General features: G+C 55.0%; 18 protein-coding genes. 4 read left to right on the plus strand and 14 right to left on the minus strand.

Annotated features, from left to right (window positions below; all coding sequences use genetic code 11):
- The coding region (locus KAJ71_RS21445) for a hypothetical protein (RefSeq protein ID WP_248947544.1) at positions 1–180 on the plus strand (180 nt) is incomplete at its 5' end.
- Here KAJ71_RS21445 and hemG read toward each other — a convergent pair.
- Genes hemG through pepQ form a run of 4 tightly spaced genes read right to left on the minus strand, consistent with a single transcriptional unit; the run spans position 155 to position 4144 of the window.
- Complete coding sequence (hemG, locus tag KAJ71_RS21450; RefSeq protein ID WP_021181453.1) at positions 155–688, minus strand: menaquinone-dependent protoporphyrinogen IX dehydrogenase; 534 nt, start codon at positions 686–688, stop codon at positions 155–157. The genes KAJ71_RS21445 and hemG overlap by 26 nt on opposite strands.
- A gap of 23 nt (positions 689–711) precedes the next feature.
- Positions 712–2163, minus strand: a complete 1452-nt coding sequence (trkH, locus tag KAJ71_RS21455) for a Trk system potassium transporter TrkH (protein ID WP_021181454.1) — start codon at positions 2161–2163, stop codon at positions 712–714.
- Positions 2164–2198: 35 nt separating this feature from the next.
- Positions 2199–2813: an IMPACT family protein gene (locus tag KAJ71_RS21460; protein WP_248947545.1), complete on the minus strand. Its 615-nt coding sequence runs from the start codon at positions 2811–2813 to the stop codon at positions 2199–2201.
- On the minus strand, positions 2813–4144 hold the full coding sequence (gene pepQ, locus KAJ71_RS21465; RefSeq protein ID WP_248947546.1) for a Xaa-Pro dipeptidase: 1332 nt from the start codon (positions 4142–4144) through the stop codon (positions 2813–2815). The genes KAJ71_RS21460 and pepQ overlap by 1 nt, the downstream gene beginning before the upstream one ends.
- Before the next feature lie 320 nt (positions 4145–4464).
- On the opposite strand from pepQ, the gene fadB reads away from it, so the two are divergent.
- Together fadB and fadA are read left to right on the plus strand one after the other, a co-directional pair.
- Complete coding sequence (fadB, locus tag KAJ71_RS21470; RefSeq protein WP_248947547.1) at positions 4465–6657, plus strand: fatty acid oxidation complex subunit alpha FadB; 2193 nt, start codon at positions 4465–4467, stop codon at positions 6655–6657.
- A 10-nt stretch (positions 6658–6667) separates the two neighbouring features.
- The gene (gene fadA, locus KAJ71_RS21475; protein WP_248947548.1) at positions 6668–7831 is read left to right on the plus strand and encodes an acetyl-CoA C-acyltransferase FadA; all 1164 of its coding nucleotides are present in this window, start codon (positions 6668–6670) and stop codon (positions 7829–7831) included.
- Positions 7832–7983: 152 nt separating this feature from the next.
- Here fadA and fre read toward each other — a convergent pair whose 3' ends face one another.
- The 3 genes from fre to pepE form a co-directional block, all read right to left on the minus strand.
- The gene (gene fre / locus KAJ71_RS21480; RefSeq protein ID WP_024485471.1) at positions 7984–8685 is read right to left on the minus strand and encodes an NAD(P)H-flavin reductase; all 702 of its coding nucleotides are present in this window, start codon (positions 8683–8685) and stop codon (positions 7984–7986) included.
- A gap of 51 nt (positions 8686–8736) precedes the next feature.
- Positions 8737–10233, minus strand: a complete 1497-nt coding sequence (ubiD, locus tag KAJ71_RS21485) for a 4-hydroxy-3-polyprenylbenzoate decarboxylase (protein WP_248947549.1) — start codon at positions 10231–10233, stop codon at positions 8737–8739.
- A gap of 205 nt (positions 10234–10438) precedes the next feature.
- Positions 10439–11164: a dipeptidase PepE gene (gene pepE / locus KAJ71_RS21490; RefSeq protein ID WP_248947550.1), complete on the minus strand. Its 726-nt coding sequence runs from the start codon at positions 11162–11164 to the stop codon at positions 10439–10441.
- A gap of 232 nt (positions 11165–11396) precedes the next feature.
- Between pepE and rfaH the strand changes: the two genes are divergently transcribed.
- Positions 11397–11885 (plus strand): transcription/translation regulatory transformer protein RfaH, encoded by a 489-nt coding sequence (gene rfaH, locus KAJ71_RS21495; RefSeq protein ID WP_248947551.1) that lies wholly within the window; start codon positions 11397–11399, stop codon positions 11883–11885.
- A gap of 43 nt (positions 11886–11928) precedes the next feature.
- Here the strand turns inward: rfaH and hemB are convergent, their stop codons facing one another.
- The 7 genes from hemB to ubiJ form a co-directional block, all read right to left on the minus strand.
- Positions 11929–12951: a porphobilinogen synthase gene (gene hemB / locus KAJ71_RS21500; protein ID WP_021181463.1), complete on the minus strand. Its 1023-nt coding sequence runs from the start codon at positions 12949–12951 to the stop codon at positions 11929–11931.
- 14 nt (positions 12952–12965) lie between these two features.
- Positions 12966–13748, minus strand: coding sequence for a 3'-5' ssDNA/RNA exonuclease TatD (gene tatD / locus KAJ71_RS21505; RefSeq protein ID WP_248947552.1), 783 nt, complete (start codon positions 13746–13748; stop codon positions 12966–12968).
- 52 nt (positions 13749–13800) lie between these two features.
- Positions 13801–14571 carry a Sec-independent protein translocase subunit TatC gene (tatC, locus tag KAJ71_RS21510; RefSeq protein WP_248947553.1) on the minus strand — a complete coding sequence of 257 codons (771 nt, stop codon included), beginning with the start codon at positions 14569–14571 and terminating at the stop codon, positions 13801–13803.
- Positions 14572–14574: 3 nt separating this feature from the next.
- Positions 14575–15147, minus strand: coding sequence for a Sec-independent protein translocase protein TatB (tatB, locus tag KAJ71_RS21515; protein ID WP_248947554.1), 573 nt, complete (start codon positions 15145–15147; stop codon positions 14575–14577).
- 3 nt (positions 15148–15150) lie between these two features.
- Positions 15151–15417, minus strand: a complete 267-nt coding sequence (gene tatA, locus KAJ71_RS21520; RefSeq protein WP_065685043.1) for a Sec-independent protein translocase subunit TatA — start codon at positions 15415–15417, stop codon at positions 15151–15153.
- 185 nt (positions 15418–15602) lie between these two features.
- A complete protein-coding gene (gene ubiB / locus KAJ71_RS21525; protein WP_248947555.1) occupies positions 15603–17234 on the minus strand; it encodes a ubiquinone biosynthesis regulatory protein kinase UbiB in 1632 nt (543 codons plus the stop codon).
- Positions 17231–17839 carry a ubiquinone biosynthesis protein UbiJ gene (ubiJ, locus tag KAJ71_RS21530; protein ID WP_248947556.1) on the minus strand — a complete coding sequence of 203 codons (609 nt, stop codon included), beginning with the start codon at positions 17837–17839 and terminating at the stop codon, positions 17231–17233. The genes ubiB and ubiJ overlap by 4 nt, the downstream gene beginning before the upstream one ends.
- Between the last annotated feature and the right edge of the window lie 2 nt (positions 17840–17841).

Here is a 17841-nt window from a genome sequence, read left to right on the forward strand (position 1 = left end):
TGGCTGGGCGACATTCTTTGCTATAAAGAGTTCGTTGTTCCCGGTCAGTGGAGGCGCATTATAGGGAGTTCTCAGAAGGGCGCAACCCCTAAATTCAAAAAACTTTTCAAGCGCGGCTTTTTTCGGCAAAACGCTGCACAAGGCAGCATTTCTATCACTTTTCGTACTGGATACGGCTGAATTCCTGGGAAAAACGGTCCACCTGCTGCCAATCTGTATATTCCACTTCTTTACTGGTATCCGTCTCTCCCCCGGTCATTTTCATAATAAAGCGGATCATGACGCGATCGAACCAGCGATAACGCGGATAACGCAGCGCACCGGCGAACACGGCGCACTGCTTCGGCTGCCAAGGTGATGACAATAAGAACTTACGGGTGTAGGCATTGGTTTGCGGCGAACGCTTTTCCGGTTTGCGTGCCGTCAGGTTAACCGCGAAGAACGCACTAGGCATCTGATTCAGTTGATCAGCGTGGCGCTTCACAAATCGGTGTAATGCCGTATTGAAATGCCCGTAGCGTATCGAAGCCCCTATAAGTACCTGTTGGTACTGTCCAAGCTCGATATGCTCAGCCTGCTGCAGATCGATAACGTCGCAGTTCAGGGTATCCTGCAACTGGTTAGCTATATAAGCAGCAATAGAGTGTGTTTGTCCGTCACGGCTCGAATAGAGAATCAGTGCCTTCATGGCGTTACTCCTCGTAGATACATTTACTCACGCCAGAAAGTCGGTGTGAAGAGAACCAGCAGCGTAAACACTTCCAAACGACCAAACAGCATGGTCAAGACCAGTACCCACTTTGCCGGTGGCGGCATGGTGGTAAAGTTATCGGCGACGACGCCGAGGCCCGGCCCCAGGTTATTAAGCGTAGCCGTTACCGCTGCAAAGGCCGAAAACTCGTCCACGCCGGTGGCGATAATGGCCAGCATGCTGACGATAAATACCAATGCATAGGCGGAGAAGAATCCCCACACCGCTTCAAGAATACGCTCCGGTAACGCACGGTTGCCCAACTTGATGGTGTAAACCGCATTCGGGTGCACTAACCGCTTCAACTCACGTGACCCTTGCAAATACAGCAGCAGGATGCGGATCACTTTCAAACCACCGCCGGTCGAACCTGCGCAGCCACCGATAAAGGCAGAGCAGAGCAGGAGCATTGGCAGGAATAGTGGCCATTTGGCGATGCTGTCGGTGGTAAACCCTGCGGTGGTTGCCATTGACACCACTTGGAAGAAAGCCTGATTAAGCGTTTCCATGCCGCTTCTATATATACCGTGCCACCACAGCACCACGGTACACACCGCCACCAGCGTGAACTGCACGGCGATAAACATGCGAAATTCCGGATCGCGCCAGTACACTTTCAAGCTGCGCCCGCTGAGCAAGGCAAAGTGCAAGCCGTAGTTACAACCGGAGATCAATAGGAACACAGCGATGATGGTGTTGATGGCCGGGCTGGCGAAGTAACCCACGCTGGCATCATGTGTGGAGAAGCCCCCGATGGCGATAGTTGCAAAGCTATGGCCGATAGCATCGAACACTGACATGCCGGCACCCCATAGCGCCAGCGCGCAGGCTATGGTCAGCAATACGTAAATCAGCCACAAGGTCTTAGCCGTTTCGGCAATACGCGGGCGCATTTTGTTATCTTTCAATGGGCCGGGCATTTCCGCACGGTAAAGCTGCATGCCCCCGACGCCGAGGATAGGCAGTATGGCGACGGCCAGGACGATGATCCCCATCCCCCCCATCCATTGCAGCATCTGGCGGTAGAATAAGATGGCTTTAGGCAATGAGTCTAACCCAACCAGGGTGGTGGCACCGGTGGTGGTTAAACCCGAGAAAGATTCAAAAAAGGCGTCTGTCAGGGAGAGATTGGGCCGTTCGGAAAACAGGAAAGGCAATGCCCCCACGCTGCCCAGCACGGTCCAGAACAGCACCACAATGAGGAAGCCTTCACGCGGCTTTAACTCATGCTTCTGCTTACGGTTTGGCCACCACAGCATCAAGCCAATGGTCACGGCTACAAAGAAGGTCTGGCTGAATGCCCGCCCCGCTCCGTCGCGGTATATCAATGCCACCAGGCCAGGAATAAACATTGTCCCGGAAAACAGGATAACCAGCAGGCCCACAATACGGGTTATGGCGCGAAAATGCATTTCAGCACGATCCTTAACAATTCAGTTGGTGGGAATTATTGCGATATAGGGACTAATTGCAAACTTCCGCGGCTGAGATCGCGTAATTTATTCCCGAATGCCTCAGTACCCGTGGCCGGTAGCGCCAGATGTAACACCACGGCAGCACCGTAATCCCCATGCACAATCCGCCCTTCACTAAGCTGTAACAAATTCTCTACCATTGCCAGCTGAGCATAGTCGCACTGCAAAGTATATTCGAGCTGCGGCACTTTATAGCTGACAACCAACTGCTTAAGCGCCTGTTGTACGCCACTGCCGTATGCCCGCACCAGGCCACCGGTACCTAGTTTGATCCCACCATAGTAGCGAACTACCACCGCGGTTATTTCACCGATCCCACTGCCCATTAGCTGGCTCAGGATGGGCTTGCCCGCGGTGCCAGAGGGTTCACCGTCATCGGAGAACCCCAACTGCTGCGAATCATTCGGTGCCCCGGCAACAAAAGCCCAGCAATGGTGCCGGGCCGTTGGATGCTCGTCACGCACCTGCTGGACAAAGGCTTTGGCCGCCTCGACCCCACAGGTGGGTGCCAGCAGGGTGATGAAACGGCTTTTCTTTATCTCTTCACTGACGCTGATGACAGCGCCAGGAATGGGGTAAGGCTGCATCAGGCCAGGTTCAGATCGCGCGTCATATTCTCAATACGCTTTTCGTGGATCACGATATTGTCCTCAATGCGGATACCGCCGTAAGGTTTCAGCACGTCGATACGATCCCAGGCAAAGTGTTTACTGAACTCCCCACTACGCCAAGGCGCCAACAGGGACTCAATGAAATACAGGCCCGGTTCAATAGTCAGCACCATGCCTGGTTGCATGACACGGGTACAGCGCAGGAAAGGATATTTTGCCGGTGCTGCCAGATGGGTACCATTTTCATCCTGCATAAAACCAGCGGCATCATGCACCTGTAGGCCAAGCGGATGGCCTAAGCCGTGCGGCAGGAACGGGCAGGTAATGCCTTGTTCGACCATCGCTTCTTCGCTGATGCCCGTTACCAGCTTATGATTTTTCAACAGCTTGGCGATGCGTTGATGCATCTGTACATGGTAATCCGTGTAACGCACCCCGGCTTTGATGGTATCTATCAGCGCGAGCTGTTCACTGTTGAGATCTTTCACCAGATGGGCGAACGCATTGTCGCTCTGAGCCGCATAGGTACGAGTCAGGTCGGCGGCGTAGCCGTTGTATTCCGCCCCTGCATCGATCAGGAAGCTGCGGTATTCGGCCGGCGGTTGATGATCCAGCTTGGTGTAATGCAGCACCGCCGCATGCTCATTCAGGGCCACGATATTATCGTAAGGCACGTCCGTATCACGATGGCCAGTGGCGGTCAGGTAGGCCAGGTTGATATCGAACTCGCTCATACCGGACTGGAAGGCTTCTTGAGCGGCACGGTGCCCCATCACGGCCGTTTTCTGCGCTTCGCGCATGCAGGCCAGCTCATAGCCGGTTTTAATCGAACGACGGAAATCGAGGAAATTCAGCACCGCTTGCGGGTTGATATTTTCAGCCGCAATGCCAAGAGAGAGGGCTCGCTGTTGTGCATAGCCGATATAACCCACACGCTCGCGCTGTTGCGGCAATTGGCTGGCGATATCATCGGCATTGGTCAGCGGCTGCAGTTCAATGGACTTAGTCCAGAAACTGTTGGGTAGCGGCTCAACGCTATGCCAGTAATCCACCGGGGAATAGAACCACAGCTTTGGTTTGTTAACGCCGTCCACCCACAGCCAGCAGTTCGGCACCGACGTTACCGGCACCCACGCCTTGAAGTTGGCGTTCACTTTAAACGGGTAGCTGTGGTCGTCCAGAAAGACCCGTTGCAGCTCGCCTGAATGGATCAGCAATGCATCTAGATTGTTGCGCTCTAATACTTCACGAGCTCGTTGTTGCAGTGTTGCCAGGTGGTCGTTATACAAAGAAGCCAGCGTTTCCATCACAGTACCCTTATACCCTCAGAACGGAATGAGCCATCTTAACACACTGATCCCACGCTCCAACCCCATCTCCTCTTGCATGAGGCGTGCTTCGCAAACTGCTGCAAACAGATTACATCCCCGGACGAAACGGCCGCTACGCGCCAAAGTTTCTCACTAGAGTCTGAAAAATAACTTGATTGGGTATCAAGCAATTAGCTATTCCTCCTGTGATCCGGTTTGCAAATATGCAATCTATTATTTGCAATTTATTAACATAAAAACCACACTCCTCATCATCTGGTCATACCAGATCATCTGCGCTGATTCAGGAGATCGACATGCTCTACCAAGGCGAAACATTACAAGTACACTGGCTCGACAACGGCATCGCCGAGTTGGTGTTCAACGCACCAGGCCCGATCAACAAGCTGGATACCAGCACCGTTGCCAGCCTGGGTGCCGCACTCGAGGTGCTGGAACAGCAAACCGAGTTGAAAGGGCTGCTGCTGCGCTCTGCCAAATCCGCATTCATCGTGGGTGCCGACATCACCGAGTTCCTCTCGCTGTTTGCCGCTCCGGCCGAAAAGCTGCATGAATGGCTGGTATTTGCCAATACCATCTTTAACCGGCTGGAAGATTTGCCGGTGCCAACCCTCTCCGCCATTAACGGTTACGCGTTAGGCGGGGGTTGCGAATGCATCCTGGCGACCGATTTCCGTATCGCCTCTCCGGACGCACGCATCGGCCTGCCGGAAACCAAACTGGGCATCATGCCAGGTTTCGGGGGTTCCGTACGCCTGCCACGCCTGCTGGGTAACGACAGCGCGCTGGAAATCATTGCTGCCGGGAAAGATATCGGCGCGAAAGACGCACTGAAAGTCGGCCTGGTCGACGCCGTGGTCGCACCGGAGAAACTGGTGGAAGCCGCGCTGAAAATGCTGCAACAGGCGATCGACGGCCAACTCGACTGGCGCGCCTACCGTCAGCCAAAGCTGGAGCCACTGAAGCTGAGCCCAATCGAAGCGGCCATGAGTTTCACCACTGCCAAAGGCATGGTGATGCAAACTGCCGGGAAACATTACCCTGCGCCGATGACTGCGGTAAAAACCATCGAAGCTGCCGCCAAGCTGGGCCGTGACGAAGCGTTGAAACTGGAAACCGCCAGCTTTGTGCCTTTGGCCCGCTCTAACGAAGCGCGCGCCCTGGTGGGTATTTTCCTCAACGATCAGTTCGTGAAAGGTCAGGCGAAAAAGCTGGCCAAGAACGTTGAAGCCCCAAAACAGGCTGCCGTGCTGGGTGCCGGGATCATGGGGGGCGGTATCGCCTACCAATCCGCGCTGAAAGGCGTACCGGTGATCATGAAGGACATCAACGACAAATCCCTGACTCTCGGCATGAATGAGGCGGCCAAGCTGCTGAATAAACAGCTGGAGCGCGGTAAGTTGGATGGCCTGAAGATGGCACAGGTGCTGTCAACCATCCAGCCAACGCTGGACTATGCCGGTATCGAACGTGCTCAACTGATTGTTGAGGCCGTGGTTGAGAATCCTAAGGTAAAAGCGGCGGTGTTGTCTGAAGTGGAAGCGCTGATCGGCGAAGATACCGTGCTGGCCTCCAACACCTCAACCATCCCGATCAATCACTTGGCCAACTCGTTGAAACGCCCGCAAAACTTCTGCGGTATGCATTTCTTCAACCCAGTGCATCGTATGCCGTTGGTTGAGATTATCCGCGGTGAACACACCAGCGACAGCACTATCGCCGCCGTGGTGGCCTACGCCACCCGCATGGGCAAAACGCCGATCGTGGTCAATGATTGCCCAGGGTTCTTCGTTAACCGCGTGCTGTTCCCGTATTTCGCCGGTTTCAGTCAGTTACTGCGTGACGGGGCCGACTTCCGTCAGATCGACAAAGTGATGGAAAAACAGTTTGGCTGGCCGATGGGCCCGGCGTATCTGTTGGATGTGGTTGGTATTGATACCGCGCACCACGCCCAGGCGGTGATGGCTAACGGTTTCCCTGAGCGTATGAGTAAAGATTATCGTGATGCTATCGACGTGATGTTTGATAACCAACGCTTCGGCCAGAAAAACCAGCTGGGCTTCTACCGCTACAGCCAGGACAGTAAAGGCAAACCACGTAAAGACAACGACGAACAAACCGACACTCTGCTGGCAACCGTGAGCGCATCGGCACAAACCTTCAGCAGTGAAGAGATCATCGCTCGCATGATGATCCCAATGATCAACGAAGTGGTACGCTGCCTGGAAGAAGGCATCGTGGCCAGCCCCGCAGAAGCGGATATGGCATTGGTTTATGGCATCGGCTTCCCGCCGTTCCACGGTGGCGCATTCCGCTATCTGGATACGCTCGGCACCGCCAATTACGTCGAAATGGCCCAGCGTTACGCTAATTTGGGGGCGCTGTATCAGGTGCCAGCCGGTCTGCGTGCCAAGGCAGAACGTAATGAAAGCTACTATCCGGTGGCGACAGCGGCGCTGTCTGATATCACCACTGGCCAACCGGCATGAGGTTATAAAGATGGAAAACGTAGTTATTGTTGATGCCGTTCGTACGCCAATGGGCCGCTCAAAGGGCGGCGCTTTCCGCCAGGTACGCGCGGAAGATCTTTCCGCTCATCTGATGCGTGCCGTGCTGAGCCGTAACCCGGCGCTGAATGCCGCTGAGATTGATGATATTTATTGGGGCTGCGTGCAGCAGACGCTGGAACAAGGCTTCAACATCGCCCGTAACGCCGCGCTGCTGGCCGAGATCCCACATCGCGTGCCAGCGGTAACAGTGAACCGCCTGTGTGGCTCCTCGATGCAGGCCTTGCACGACGCCGCCCGCGCCATCATGGTGGGTGACGCACAGGTCAGCCTGATTGGCGGTGTGGAACATATGGGCCACGTTCCGATGAACCACGGCGTAGACTTCCATCCAGGCCTGAGCCGCACCGTGGCAAAAGCGGCCGGGATGATGGGCCTGACCGCAGAAATGTTGGCCAAAATGCATAATATCAGCCGCGAAATGCAGGATGAGTTTGCAGCCCGCTCCCACCAACGTGCCCATGCCGCTACGTTGGCCGGCTATTTCAAAAACGAAATTATCCCCACCACCGGCCATGACGCCGACGGTGTACTGACACGTTACGATTATGATGAAGTGATCCGCCCGGAAACCACCGTTGCCAGCCTGGCGGCGTTGCGTCCGGCGTTTGATCCGGTCAACGGCACCGTCACCGCAGGCACCTCTTCCGCACTGTCTGACGGCGCTTCCGCCATGCTGATCATGAGCGAATCCCGTGCCAAGTCGCTCGGCCTGAAGGCTCGTGCCCGCATCCGCTCAATGGCGGTCGTGGGATGCGATCCTTCGATCATGGGCTATGGGCCGGTGCCTGCCAGCAAGCTCGCGCTTAAACGTGCCGGTCTGAGCATACAGGATATCGATCTGTTTGAATTGAATGAGGCCTTTGCCGCCCAGTCGCTGCCTTGCATTAAAGATCTGGGGCTGCTGGAAAGCATGGACGATAAGATCAACCTTAACGGCGGTGCGATTGCCTTGGGCCACCCATTAGGCTGCTCCGGCTCCCGTATCTCCACCACCCTGCTGAATAATATGGAACGCCGTGACGTGCAATTTGGTCTGGCCACTATGTGTATCGGCCTGGGTCAGGGGATCGCCACGGTATTTGAACGCGTTTAGCTGTGTCTGATTGGATGCCCCAAAAGGGCATCCCAAAGGTTTTGTTGCTGTACTTCCCGCCTGTCAGGGGCGGGTTTTTTTATGCCTGATATTCGACACCAATAAAAACGGGGCAGCACCTGGCCACCCCGTCTTTAATGCTGCGCGTACAATCAGATGAACGCGAAAGCATCGCCAAACATGTGCGCTTCCAGTGCGCCACGCTCGGCACAGAAACGCTCACGGGCAATTTTCGCCATCTCGAAACGCCCTGCGATATAAATATCATGCTCCGCCAGCGAGCCAAAATCTTGTAACACGGCGCTCAGCACCGTGCCGCTGCGGCCACGCCAGTCCTCTTCCGGCTGTTCAACTACCGGGATGACCTTCAGATTGGGGTATTGCAGTGAAATCGCCTCCAGTTCGCTGAGATCATAAAGATGCTTCAGCTCACGGCCACCCCAGTAGATCGAGATATCGCGATTCGGTTGCTGTTCCAGCGCCGTCAGTAAAATCGAGCGTGCGTAAGAGAACCCGGTACCCCCTGCAATCAAGACCAGTGGGCGCTCGCCCTCTTCACGCAGCCAGGCTTCACCATGAGGAATATCCACGGTGATGGCCTGCTCTTTCAGCACGCGATCCATCACCGCCATGGCATACAGGTTCAGTTCAGAAGCGCCAATATGCAGCTCGATATAATCTTGCTGCGCTGGCGTCGAGGCCACAGAGAACGGGCGTTTATCACGCTCATCCATCACTACCATCAGGTATTGCCCTGCTTTGAACGAAAACGGTGCCTCTGGCACCAAACGTACCCGATAAACGGTATCGGTAATGGCCTCTACGGAGGTCACTTTACAGCTCAATATTGTCATGCGTTCCCTCTGTCGGGTCATCAATGCAAGACCGAGAAAAAAGACTGGCGCTTAAAGCGTCGGTTCTCTGTCACTGAATATGGCGAGCTCATCCCAGATTTCATCGATGCGTGCGCGCACCTTCTCATCCATTTGAATCGGACGGCCCCACTCTCGCTGGGTTTCTCCCGGCCATTTATTGGTGGCATCCAGGCCCATCTTCGATCCCAGCCCGGAAACCGGCGAGGCGAAGTCCAGATAATCAATCGGCGTATTCTCCACTAAAACGGTATCCCTTGCCGGATCCATTCTGGTGGTGATCGCCCAAATCACGTCATTCCAGTCACGCGCATTCACGTCGTCATCACAAACAATGACAAACTTGGTATACATAAATTGGCGTAGGAAAGACCAGACCCCCATCATTACGCGTTTGGCGTGTCCTGCGTACTGTTTTTTGATGGTCACCACAGCCAGGCGATAGGAACACCCTTCCGGCGGCAGGTAGAAATCGACGATTTCCGGGAACTGTTTTTGCAGGATCGGCACAAACACTTCGTTCAACGCCACCCCCATCACCGCAGGTTCATCCGGCGGGCGGCCGGTATAGGTTGAGTGATAAATCGCGTTGCGCCGCTGGGTAATATGGGTCACGGTAAAGACGGGGAAGTGATCGATCTCGTTATAGTAACCGGTGTGATCGCCATACGGGCCTTCCGGCGCCAGCTCCCCTTGCTCGATATAGCCTTCCAGCACAATTTCCGCGCTGGCCGGAACTTCAAGATCGCAGGACAGGCATTTGACCACTTCGGTCTTGTTGCCGCGCAACAGCCCGGCAAAGGCATATTCAGACAGGTTATCCGGCACCGGCGTCACCGCGCCCAAAATGGTAGCAGGATCGGCCCCCAGCGCAACGGCGACCGGGAAACGTTCACCCGGGTGTTCCTGACACCACTCCTGATAATCCAGCGCGCCGCCACGGTGCGAGAGCCAGCGCATAATCAGCTTGTTCTTGCCCAACACCTGCTGGCGATAGATCCCCAGATTCTGGCGCTCTTTATGCGGGCCACGGGTAACCGTCAGCCCCCAAGTCACCAGCGGGGCAGCATCTTCCGGCCAGCAGTGCATCACCGGGATACGGCCGAGATCGACATCTTCCCCTTGCCACACCTGTTCCTGGCACGGAGCAGAGCCCAGCACCTTGGTCGGCATATTCAGCACTTGTTTGAATTTGGGAACCTTGTCGAACAGATCGCGAAAGCCCTTCGGCGGCTCCGGCTCTTTAAGGAACGCCAGCAGCTTGCCCACTTCGCGCAGCGCACTGACGTCTTCCTGCCCCATCCCCATCGCCACCCGTTTGGGCGTGCCGAACAGGTTACAGAGCACTGGCATATCGTAGCCTTTCGGATTTTCGAACAGCAACGCCGGGCCGCCTGCTCGCAGCGTACGATCGGCAATTTCTGTCATTTCCAGATAGGGATCAATCGGCTGGCTGATGCGTTTTAGTTCCCCTCTCTTTTCCAGCAACGAGAGGAAATCGCGTAGGTCACGGTATTTCATGCAAGCCATTACACCATTGATTTATAGAAGATTTAAACACCGAAACCTGAAAACCCCAATGTGGCTCGACGTTTAATTAACTGGCTGATTTTAAGGCGTTTCACAGCAAAGGGATAGATTAACAAATTCTAGCCAATCTGCCCACATTAGCGCGACTAGTTTGGGTTGTCACCACGATGGTAATCATCACGGTAGGGGTCACCCTTTCGGTTTATCAATGACAGGTAAACGGCACCAGCGAGCGCAGCGCCGAGGTATCCTGATACTCCCGGGTCTCTGCACCGTGGCGGAACACCTTGAAACCCTGCTCCCTGGCGCTGAAGTAGCGCAAATCGTTACCGCAGACGTGCAACAGGCTGCCTTCACGCAGTGCAACAACCGACTCGCTTGGGTTCACCGCACAGAATTCTGCCAGACGCTCATCACGGGTTTCACCCATGTGGCCGCTGATGTGAGCATCGATGTAATGTGGGTTGATCTGTACCGGGAACAGCCCCAACGCAGGCAACACGACGCTGTTGCGTACCGGCATATCGTTGGTAGTACGGATGCTCGGCGTCGCCACGTTACAACCAGCGCTCCACCCCACATAAGGCACTTCGCGCTCACGCACCGCACGCTGGATTGGCACAATCAGGCCATTTTCATGCAGCATCTGATTCAGCATCCAGGTATTACCGCCGCTGACCAAAATACACTCGGCCTGCGCGATCGCCTCTGCCGGAGACTCGGCATGGTGAATGCTGGTGACTTTGATACCCAATGTCTGCGACAACTCCCCCGCACGCTGATCGTAATCACCACGGATCATTGCGTAAGGGACAAATACGGCTGATGTGATGTTACGGCGTTCAATCATCGCCAGCAGTTGCCTCTTGGCATAGCCGAGTAGTTCGGCCTCGCCGGAAAGCTTGCCGTTACTTAGCAAAAATAGCTCCATGTCTCTCCCTCAGTGCAAGAATGATTAAAGACGTCACATTGAGCATCAGGCCTCTGTGACAGTCGCAAATTTTGAACCTATGGTTATACCTGAACTGGGTAATCAAGTGTGTGACTTTATGCGGGCTACGGGGGATTGCAGTCACTAATGGCAATAGATGGATACTTGCGTCACTAGGTATCCGCAGTGGCTTTTGGTATGCTTAACGGCTGACAGAAAGGCATGTGAAACTATGGAATCTTGGTATTTACTTTATTGTAAGCGCGGCCAGCTCTTACGGGCCCAGGAACACCTGGTAAGGCAAGCCGTCAACTGCCTGAGCCCAATTATTACGTTGGAGAAAATCGTGCGCGGTAAGCGTACTGCCGTTAGCGAACCGCTGTTTCCCAACTACCTGTTTGTTGAATTCGATCCTGAGCGTATTCACACTACCACGATCAGCGCAACCCGTGGTGTTAGCCACTTTGTACGATTTGGAGCCTTACCGACCCAGATACCTTTACAGGTTATCGAAGAGCTTCAGGCACATAGCGAAGAATGCTATGTGGATCCAGAGACCCCGCAGCCGGGCGATACGGTGTTGATCACCGATGGCATGTTCGAGGGACTGCATGCGATCTATACCGAACCCGACGGTGAAGCGCGCTCCATGTTGCTGCTGAATCTGATCAACAAGCAGATTAACCAGAGCATCGATAACCGGCAATTCCAGAAGCTCTAACGAAAACAGGCACCCAAGGGTGCCTGTTTTCGTCTGCTACCGATTAACGGCGCATCGCATCATCATGCAGCCACTGGGCGACACGCTTGGCAAAGTAGGTCAGCACACCATCAGCCCCGGCACGCTTAAAGCACAGCAAGGATTCCATCACCGCCGGTTGCTCCTGCAGCCAGCCGTTCTGGATCGCCGCCATATGCATCGCATATTCACCCGACACCTGATAGGCGAAGGTCGGCACCCCGAAGGTATCTTTGACACGCCGAACCACGTCCAGATATGGCATCCCCGGCTTCACCATCACCATATCTGCGCCTTCCTGCAGATCCTGAGCAATCTCTTGCAGGGCTTCGTCACCGTTAGCTGGATCCATCTGATAGGTTTTTTTGTTGCCGCCTTTCAGGTTACCGGTGGAGCCGAGCGCATCACGGAACGGGCCGTAATAGCATGAGGCATATTTGGCGGAATACGCCATGATTTGGGTATTCACTAACCCTTGCAGCTCCAATTGATCGCGGATCGCACCGATACGGCCATCCATCATATCGCTAGGGGCCACGATTTCAGCACCGGCTTCTGCATGAGACAGCGCCTGGCGAACCAGAATTTCTTTGCTGATGTCGTTGATCACGTAGCCATGCTCGTCAATCACCCCATCCTGCCCATGGGTCGTATACGGGTCGAGCGCCACATCGGTCAGGATCCCCAGCTCCGGCACGGCGTCTTTCAGCGCACGCACGGTACGTTGCACCAAGCCATCCGGGTTATAAGCTTCCTCGGCATGCAGCGACTTAAGGCCGGGCTCAATCACCGGAAATAGGGAGATCACCGGCACGCCAAGTTTGGCAATGGCTTCCGCCTCTTTGATCAGCAGATCGATACTCATACGCGATACGCCAGGCATCGAGGAAACGGCTTCCTGGCGGTTGCTACCCTCCATGACAAAGACCGGGTAGATCAGGTCATTGACCGTCACCTGATTCTCTGCGACCAAACGGCGGCTGAAGTCATGACGGCGCACACGGCGCATACGGCGACCAGGGAAGGTGCCCGGAAATGCATAGCTCATAATTTTCTCCTAACTCAAACCAGCCGGAATAACCGGCGGGCATTCTCATCAGTTTTCTGACCCAACCACGCGGGATCTTCTTCTCGCCAGGCCGCAACCTGCCGAACGATATGGGGCAGAAAACAGGGTTCGTTGCGACGAGATGCAGGTTTTGGGTGTAAATCCCGGGGCAACAAATAGGGGGCATCGGTTTCCAGCAGCAGACGTTCGACCGGGATGTGGGGTAACAAGGCACGCAGTTCGAGACCCCGACGCTCATCACATACCCAACCGGTGATACCGATCGACAGCCCCAGCGCCAGACAGTCCTGTAACTCGTCTGCGCTGCCGGTGAAGCAATGCACGACTGCGGCGGGCAGTTTATCCAACCAAGGGGTCAGTAGTGCAACAAAACGTGCGTGTGCGTCGCGGCAGTGCAGGAATACCGGCATGTTAAGCTCAGCGGCCAATGCCAACTGGGCGTTGAAAGCCACTTCCTGCTGTGCCGGGGTAGAAAAATTGCGGTTAAAATCCAGCCCACATTCGCCGATGGCTGCAACGAAGGGCTGCAATGCCAACCGGTGAATTTGCTGCGCTACCTCATCATTCCAACTGCTGGCATCATGCGGATGCACGCCCGCCGTAGACCAGCAATAACCGCTATACGCTTGAGCCAGGAGGCTGGCCGCCTCGCTTTGCTCTGCGTTAGTGCCAGTGATCAGCATCCCCGTCACGCCTGCGGTTTGGGCACGCTCGACCACCTGAGAGACATCTTTGGCAAATTGGGAACTGGTAAGGTTGACGCCAATATCAAACATGGTTTTTCCAAAGCAAAAGCCGCCCGATGGGCGGCTTAGGGACAGACGAGTATCAGGAGGCTGGTGGCTCTTCGCCTTCCTCTTCTTCCTCTACCGGCTTGCGCCGCTTCCCGACATAGAAACGGGCGAAGAATACCCCGACCTCAAACAGCAGGTACATCGGGATCGCCAACAGGGTTTGCGAGAACACGTCCGGCGGCGTCAACAGCATGCCAACCACGAAAGCACCGACCAGTACATACGGGCGTTTCTTACGCAGGTCTTCTGGCGTGGTGACACCGCTCCAGCACAGCAGAATAATGGCAACCGGCACCTCAAAAGCCACGCCGAATGCCATAAACAGTGCCATGACAAAGCTCAGGTAGTTGCTGATATCGGTCGCAATCGTGACGCCGATGGGCGCAGTTTTGGCAAAAAAGCCAAAGGCCAGCGGGAACACGATAAAGTAGGCAAACGCCATCCCGAGATAAAACAGCAGGCTACTGGAGAATAGCAGCGGCATCATCAGGCGGCGTTCATGCTGGTACAGCGCTGGAGCGATAAAGGCCCAAACCTGATAGAGAATGAAAGGCGCGGCAACGATCACCGACACCATCATCGTCAGCTTGATCGGAGCAAAGAAGGGTGAAGCCACGTCGGTGGCGATCATGCTCGCCCCAGCAGGCAACTGATCGATCAGCGGTGCAGAAACGATCTGATAAATATCGTTAGCGAAAAACACCAACACGATAAAGATCACCAGCACGCTGATGATCGAATTCAACAGCCGCTTACGCAGTTCAATAAGATGACTGATAAGCGGTTGGGTATCTTCAACGGCCATGTATTAACGTTCGCCACTAGGTTGTTGAGACGCAGGGGATTTACCCGCCACAGGCTCTGGAATGGCCTGCTTGGCAGGGGCTTGCTGATCCACTACCGTTGCCTGAACCACAGGTGGCACCACCGGCTCGCGTTGCACGGCTGGCGCGGGTTCTATGGGCTGCGGTGTTGCAACAGGTGCCGAAGCGGTAGTCGCCGCTTCCGCTGGGGTCACGCCGTCGTGAATGGCTTCGGGATCGGTGACCACTGGATTATGGATGGTATGCGGCGGCTCGTCCGTATCGACGTGATAAGAACGTTTCAGCGACTCAGCCGCCTCTTTCAGCTCATCCATCGAGGCTTTGAGTTCTGGCGTTAAATTCTGCAAGCCGGCTTTCTCTGCCTTCTTCAGGCTTTCCTGCAGCTCTTGCAGCTTCAATTCCTGCGTCAGCTCATTCTGTACCGAGGCCGCCAGAGAGCGCAGCGCTCGGATCCAGCCCGCAACGGTCCTGACCGCTACCGGTAACCGTTCTGGCCCGAGTACCACCAGGCCAATCACCAGTACCAGCAGCAGTTCACCAAACCCAATGTCAAACACGGTTTATACCTGCTCTTTGTTCTTCGACTCTTCCGCTGCTTTCACTTCCGGCTGCTTATCGGTGATAGGCTTAGCCGCAAAGTCCGCGTCGTGGTTGGTTTTTTCAGTGGTGTTGGTTGGCGCTGCGGTGTTGTCATCGCCAATCGCTTTCTTGAAGCCTTTGATTGATGCACCGAGATCGGAACCCAGCGTACGGAGTTTATTGGTACCAAACAGCAGCACCACGATCACCGCGATGATCAACAATTGCCAAATACTAATACCGCCCATTGCAGTTACCTCTAGAGATTAAAAGGGTCTATACCCGTCGTCTTTCAAGCTGCAGCTAGGCGACAAGCTTGAAATACATAGGGTAATTTTTAAGTTGCCGCATTATATACCCTTCATCTTTGTGTTGGATATGCCCCGTTTTTGCAGGGCTACAGCGACAACGCTTAACCTGATGGTTAATTTATTCAGACGGTGCGTTTCCAACCGACGATCCAGGCCACTACGCCTGCGGCCATCATCCAGGCAGGAAACAGCTCTACGCCTCCCAGCAGTAAAATCGTACCACTGACTAACAGTGTAGCGCCAACGCCGAACAAATACCGTGATTGACCTTGCCGAACGCGTTGCGCCTGCATCTGACTGGTCAATTTATCGACGCTTTGTTGCAACAGTTTATGCTGTTGCAGGCTGTCATAAAATAATTCAGGTAACTCAGGCAGTTTCTCGGCCCAAAACGGTGCTTTTTCTTTCAGCGCGCGGATCACCGCCGGAATGCCTACCTGATCCCGCAACCAGCTTTCCAGGAACGGCTTCGCTGTGGTCCACAGGTCTAATTGCGGATAGAGCTGACGTCCAAGGCCCTCAACGTACAGCAGCGTTTTCTGGAGTAATACCAGCTGCGGCTGCACTTCCATATTGAAGCGGCGTGCGGTGTTGAACAGGTTCAACAACACGTTACCGAACGAAATTTCCGCCAGCGGTTTTTCAAAAATCGGCTCGCAGACGGTACGGATGGCAAACTCAAAATCCTCCACGTTGGTATCACGCGGTACCCAGCCTGAGTCAACGTGCAGCTCCGCCACCTTACGGTAATCGCGGTTGAAGAAGGCGATAAAGTTTTCCGCCAGATAGCGCTTGTCGTCTTTGTTCAGGGACCCCACGATGCCGCAGTCAATACCGATATAACACGGGTCTTCCGGGTGCTCATAGCTGACGAAAATATTACCTGGATGCATGTCGGCATGGAAGAAGCTGTCACGGAACACCTGGGTAAAGAACACCTGGACGCCGCGCTCGGCCAGCAGCTTCATATTGGTGTTCTGCTGTTCCAGAGCCGCAATATCCGACACCGGGATGCCGTAAATCCGCTCCATCACCAGCACGCTTTCACGGCAGTAATCGGAGTAAACCTCTGGCACGTAGAGCATCGGGCTACCGTCAAAATTACGGCGAAGCTGGATGGCGTTGGCCGCTTCACGCAGCAGGTTTAGCTCATCGAGCAGGGTTTTCTCATATTCACGCACCACTTCACGCGGGCGCAGACGGCGACCGTCCGGCATCAGCTTGGGTACCCAGCCTGCCAGGCGATACATCAGACGCACATCGGCTTTGATAATCGGCCCAATGTCCGGGCGGATCACCTTCAGCACCACCTCTTGGCCAGTCGTTTTCAACCGAGCAGTATGCACCTGGGCAATCGAAGCAGACGCCAGTGCCTGCTGGTCAAAATCATCGAACCAGGTTTCCAGCGGGCCGCCCATCGCCAGTTCAATATGTTTACGCGCCAGAGCGCCATCGAACGGCGCCACCCGATCCTGTAACAATGTCAGTTGGTCAGCAATATGCGGCGGGAACAGATCGCGGCGAGTCGACATCATCTGGCCGAACTTGATCCACACCGGGCCCAGCTCTTGCAGCGCCAGGCGCAGGCGTTCGCCCAACGGCTGGTCTTTATGGCGGTTCGGCATCCAGAACAGCAGACGGCGGCCAATACGCAGCGGCAACGTCAAACGCATCTTGGGGATCAGTTCATCCAGACCATAGCTAAGGAAAACGCGCACGATCAAATACAGGCGGCAAATTTCGCCAGGGGTCATCGCTTACCCTCCAACAGGTCCAGACGGGCAATCAGTGCATCCACACTGCGAACGGTGGCATCAACCTCTTCGTTAAACCACACCACTTCAAGCGGGCCGGGAGCCATACGCCACTCTTCGGTCAGCGTTTCGGCTACGTAGCGTTGCTGGCTCTGCAAGCCGGATTTCAGCAGGCCCAAACCTTTGCCAACGATCTGACTAACCCCTTGCGCGGCGATGTCGCCCACATACGGCGCCAGCCATTCCGCCGGATCCCACTCAGCCAGATCGAGCAAACCGACCAACTGTTGCACCACCTGAATATCGCCTTCGACGATCAGCTCGCCGCTACGCATCAGCGGCGAAAGTTGCTGACGATCGCGCAATTTCAGCAGCACCGGCACACGAGTTTGCACCGTACAGTCGGCACTGTCTTCTGATTGGCCGAGCACATCCACGCGCTGTTCGCTGAACAGCAGTACCAACGGCGAAGAGAGTTCCTGTAGCTCGATACGCAACACTTTACCCGCCAGCCGTTGGCGGGCAGCTTTCATGCTGCGATCGCGAAACAGCAGGCTATTAAGCGAGGTTTCCAGCACACCGGTCAGTAACGGGGTTAGCAGCATCG

The sequence above is a fragment of the Serratia silvae genome (assembly GCF_023282985.1).
GTDB lineage: Bacteria > Pseudomonadota > Gammaproteobacteria > Enterobacterales > Enterobacteriaceae > Chania > Chania silvae.